3 protein-coding genes and 1 pseudogene are annotated in these 3,463 nt (G+C 64.3%); 1 reads left to right on the plus strand and 3 read right to left on the minus strand.

Features of this window, described 5'->3' with window-relative positions; all coding sequences use genetic code 11:
• A pseudogene (locus BLP62_RS13300) lies at positions 1–82 on the plus strand (IS5/IS1182 family transposase); the annotation flags it as partial.
• Positions 83–215: 133 nt separating this feature from the next.
• Here the strand turns inward: BLP62_RS13300 and BLP62_RS13305 are convergent.
• Genes BLP62_RS13305 through BLP62_RS13315 form a run of 3 tightly spaced genes read right to left on the minus strand, consistent with a single transcriptional unit; the run spans position 216 to position 3,266 of the window.
• Positions 216–1,058 (minus strand): carbohydrate ABC transporter permease, encoded by an 843-nt coding sequence (locus tag BLP62_RS13305; RefSeq protein WP_093008745.1) that lies wholly within the window; start codon positions 1,056–1,058, stop codon positions 216–218.
• Positions 1,055–1,930, minus strand: a complete 876-nt coding sequence (locus tag BLP62_RS13310) for a carbohydrate ABC transporter permease (RefSeq protein ID WP_093008746.1) — start codon at positions 1,928–1,930, stop codon at positions 1,055–1,057. The genes BLP62_RS13305 and BLP62_RS13310 overlap by 4 nt, the downstream gene beginning before the upstream one ends.
• A 46-nt stretch (positions 1,931–1,976) precedes the next feature.
• On the minus strand, positions 1,977–3,266 hold the full coding sequence (locus BLP62_RS13315) for an ABC transporter substrate-binding protein (RefSeq protein WP_093008747.1): 1,290 nt from the start codon (positions 3,264–3,266) through the stop codon (positions 1,977–1,979).
• Positions 3,267–3,463 lie beyond the last annotated feature (197 nt).

The raw sequence follows: 3,463 nt of genomic DNA on the forward strand, positions 1-3,463 counted from the left end.
GCTTTTGGAGCTCATCGCCTACGGCCTTAGGGTTCTTCTCTCCCTTCTCCCGCCCCCTCCGGGGTACAAGGCAATTTACTAGGCAAGCCCAGGGGGGTGTGGAGCAAGGGGGCGCCGGTCAGACGCCAGGCTACCCTGGGGAACAGGGTCAGGTTGGCCCTTACCCAAGCCCTTTTTCCTTGGGCGGACAAGAGCAAACGGATGAAAGATCAGGGTCAGCCTTTGACCGCTCCCGCGGTGAGCCCCGCCACGATGCGCTGTTGGAAGACCAGCACCAGGATCACCAGGGGCACCGTGACCACCACGCTGGCCGCCATGATGGAGCCCCACGGGATTTCAAAGGGGCTAGCCCCGCCGAAGCTCGCGATGGCGGGGGGCACGGTGCGCACGCTGTCTCCCACGGTGAAGGTGAGGGCGAAGAGGTACTCGTTCCAAGCGGCGATGAAGGAGAGAAGCCCCGTGGTGACGAGCCCGGGCCCCGTGAGGGGGAGCATGACCTTAAGGAGGGTCTGGAGGGGCGTGGCCCCGTCCACGTAGGCGGCTTCCTCCAACTCCTTGGGGAGGCCCCGGAAATAGCCCACCAGCACCCAGACGGTGAAGGGCAAGGTGAAGAGCAGGTAGGAGAGGATGAGGCCCAGGTGGGTGTTGAAGAGGCCCGCCTGCCTAAGGAGGATGAAGAGCCCTCCCAAGACGGCGATCTGGGGGAACATGGTCATGGACAGGACGATGTACAGCACGGCGCTTCTTGGGGGAAAGGGGAGCCTGCCCAGGGCGTAGGCGGCCATCACCCCCAAGGTGAGGGAAAGGAGGGTGGCGCCCCCGGCCACGATGAGGGAGTTGAGGAGGTTGCGGCCAAAGTTCGCCTGCAGAAAGACGTTTTTGTAGTGGTCTAGGGTGAAAGGCAGGGGAAGGAGGCTAGGGTTGGTGGAGAAGAGCTCTCCCGAGGGCTTGAAGCTGGAGACCACCGCCCAGTAAAAGGGAAAGGCGCTGTAGACCACCACAAAAAGCACCAGGAGGTAAAAAAGGAACCTGGTCGCAAAGCGGCTTAAACGCTTCACTTAAGGGCCTCCTTCCCGATGCTGCGCATGTAGAGGATCACGAAGGCGAAGATGAGAACCAGGATGGCCACGCTGATGGCCGAGCCGTAGCCCAGATCTTGGAAGTCTATGAGGACCTGGCGGTTATAGACGGCCAAGGAGCGGGTGGCCGGGTTTACCCCGCTCATAACGAAGATCACGTCAAAGACCCGAAGGGCGTCCAGGGTGCGGAAGATGAGGGCCACCACCAAAGCGGGGGTGAGGAGGGGCAGGGTGATGGTCCAGAACTGCTGCCACGGGGTGGCCCCGTCCAGGCTCGCCGCTTCGTAGAGCTCCTCGGGAATGAGCTGGAGGCCAGCGAGAAGGAGGAGGGCCATGAAGGGGGTGGTCTTCCACACGTCCACGGCGATGATGGAGGGCAAAAGGAGTTCGGGACGGGCCAGGAAAGCCACCTTCTGGGAAAGGAGGCCGAGCTTAAACCCCAGGATGTTGACGATGCCGTAGACGTCGTGGAGCATCCACTGCCACATCTTGGCGGAGACCACCGTGGGGATGGCCCAGGGGATGAGGATGGCGGTGCGCACCAACCCCCGGCCCCGGAAGTTGGAGTGGAGGATGAGGGCGATGGCCAAGCCCAAAACCGTCTCTAGGCTCACGGAGACCACGGTGAACTTGAGGGTGTTCCAAAGGGCCTGGCGGAAGTCGGGGTCCTCGAGGAGGAAGAGGTAGTTTTTGAACCCCACGAACTCCGGGGCTTCCACGAAGGCGATGTCGGCCTTGAAGAAGGACCAGTAGAACACCTGGGCCAAAGGGTAGCCCGCCACCAGGACCACCACCAGCAAGGTGGGGAGGACCAGGAGCCAGGCCAAGCGGGTTTGCCGCAGGGTGAGCATGGGGTGGACAAACCGGGGGGCTTAGGGCCCCCCGGGAGGGCCTTGTTTAGCGCAGGATGCGGCGGAGGCGGGCCTCGAGGTCCTTCACCGCCTGCTCGCCCCGCTTCTTCCCGGTGAGGACGCTATGCACCTCGGTCCAGATGGCCTCGGAGACCTGATTGTACTTGGCCCCGGCCACGTCGGAGGGGCGGGAGACGGCGTTTTGGAAGACGGGGAGGAGGTCTTTGAACCAGGGGTTCTTGGCCAAGACGTCCCGGTCCGCGTAGAGGGCGGGCCGGGTGGGCAGCCGGGAGAGCCGCACCGCGTTGTCCTTTTGCACCTCGTAGGAGGCGAGGTACCTCACCAGGTCGGCGGCCTCCTTGGGGTAGCGGCTGTAGGCGGAGACCATGAGCTGCCAACCGCCCAGGGTGGCGGCGTTGGGGGCGTCCGCCGAGACCTTGGGCAGGACCGTGACCCCGAACTTGCCGCGGATGGGGCTGCCCTCGCTCTGGCCCAGGGCGTAGGCGTAGGGCCAGTTGCGCATGAAGAGGCTATTCCCCTGCTGCCAGACGTTCCTGGCCTCCTCCTCGGCGTAGCTCGTGACCCCTTGGGGGGCGATGGTGCCCACCCAGCCCCGGGCCCGGTTCAGGGCCAAGGCGGCGTTGCCGTTGTTGACGCTGATGGTGCCGTCGGGCTCCACGAAGCGGCCGCCCTTGTGGGAGTAAACCCATTCCAAGGCGTCGCAGGTGAGGCCCTCGTAGGCCTTGCCCTGGAAAACGAAGCCCCAGAAGTCCCGGTTACCCGCCTTCCGCTCCCCCTCCATCACCTTCCGGGCCATCTGCTCCAGCTCGGCCCAGGTGCGGGGTGGGTTTTTGTAGCCGTACTTCTCCAGGAGGTCCTTGCGGTAGTAGAGGATCCCGGCGTCGGTGAAGAAGGGAATGGAGGTGAGCTTCCCGCGGATGGTGTTGTTCTGGACGATGCGCGGGAAGAACTCCTTGAGCTCGGCCTCCGAGAAGTACTGCTTGAGGTCGGCGGCGTGGGGGGCCACGATGCCCGGCCAGATGACGTCAATCATGTAGACGTCCACGTCCGGGCTCCGGGCGGCCCAGTACTGCTGGTAGAGGGCCAGACGGTCGTTGGTGTCCGCCGGGGAGTCAATGTACTCCACCCGGGTGCCCGTCTTCTTGCCCCAGGCCTCCACCATCTCCTTCATCCAGCGGCCGCCCTCGCCCACGGCGGTGGAGTCGCCGGCCACCCGGAGGACAGGGCCCCCTTGGGCCCGCGCAGCGATGGGCCCCAGGACGAGGCTTGCCGCGAGCCCAACCCCAGCCTTCTTGAGAAACTCCCTACGCCTCATAGATCACCTCCTGTGGAAGCTTTTCCAGGGGGGATTCTACCCTTCCCTGGCCATCCTGTCAACAGCCAGGGGGCTTGCCTAGTAAATTGCTTTGTACCCCGAAGGGGGCGGGAGAAGGGAGAGAAGAACCCTAAGGCCGTAGGCGATGAGCTCCAAAAGCGCCCGCGCCATGGCCGTCCAAGGCTTCCGCTCCCAAA

Origin of the sequence: Thermus arciformis, from assembly GCF_900102145.1 — a bacterium.
Taxonomy (GTDB): Bacteria; Deinococcota; Deinococci; order Deinococcales; family Thermaceae; genus Thermus; species Thermus arciformis.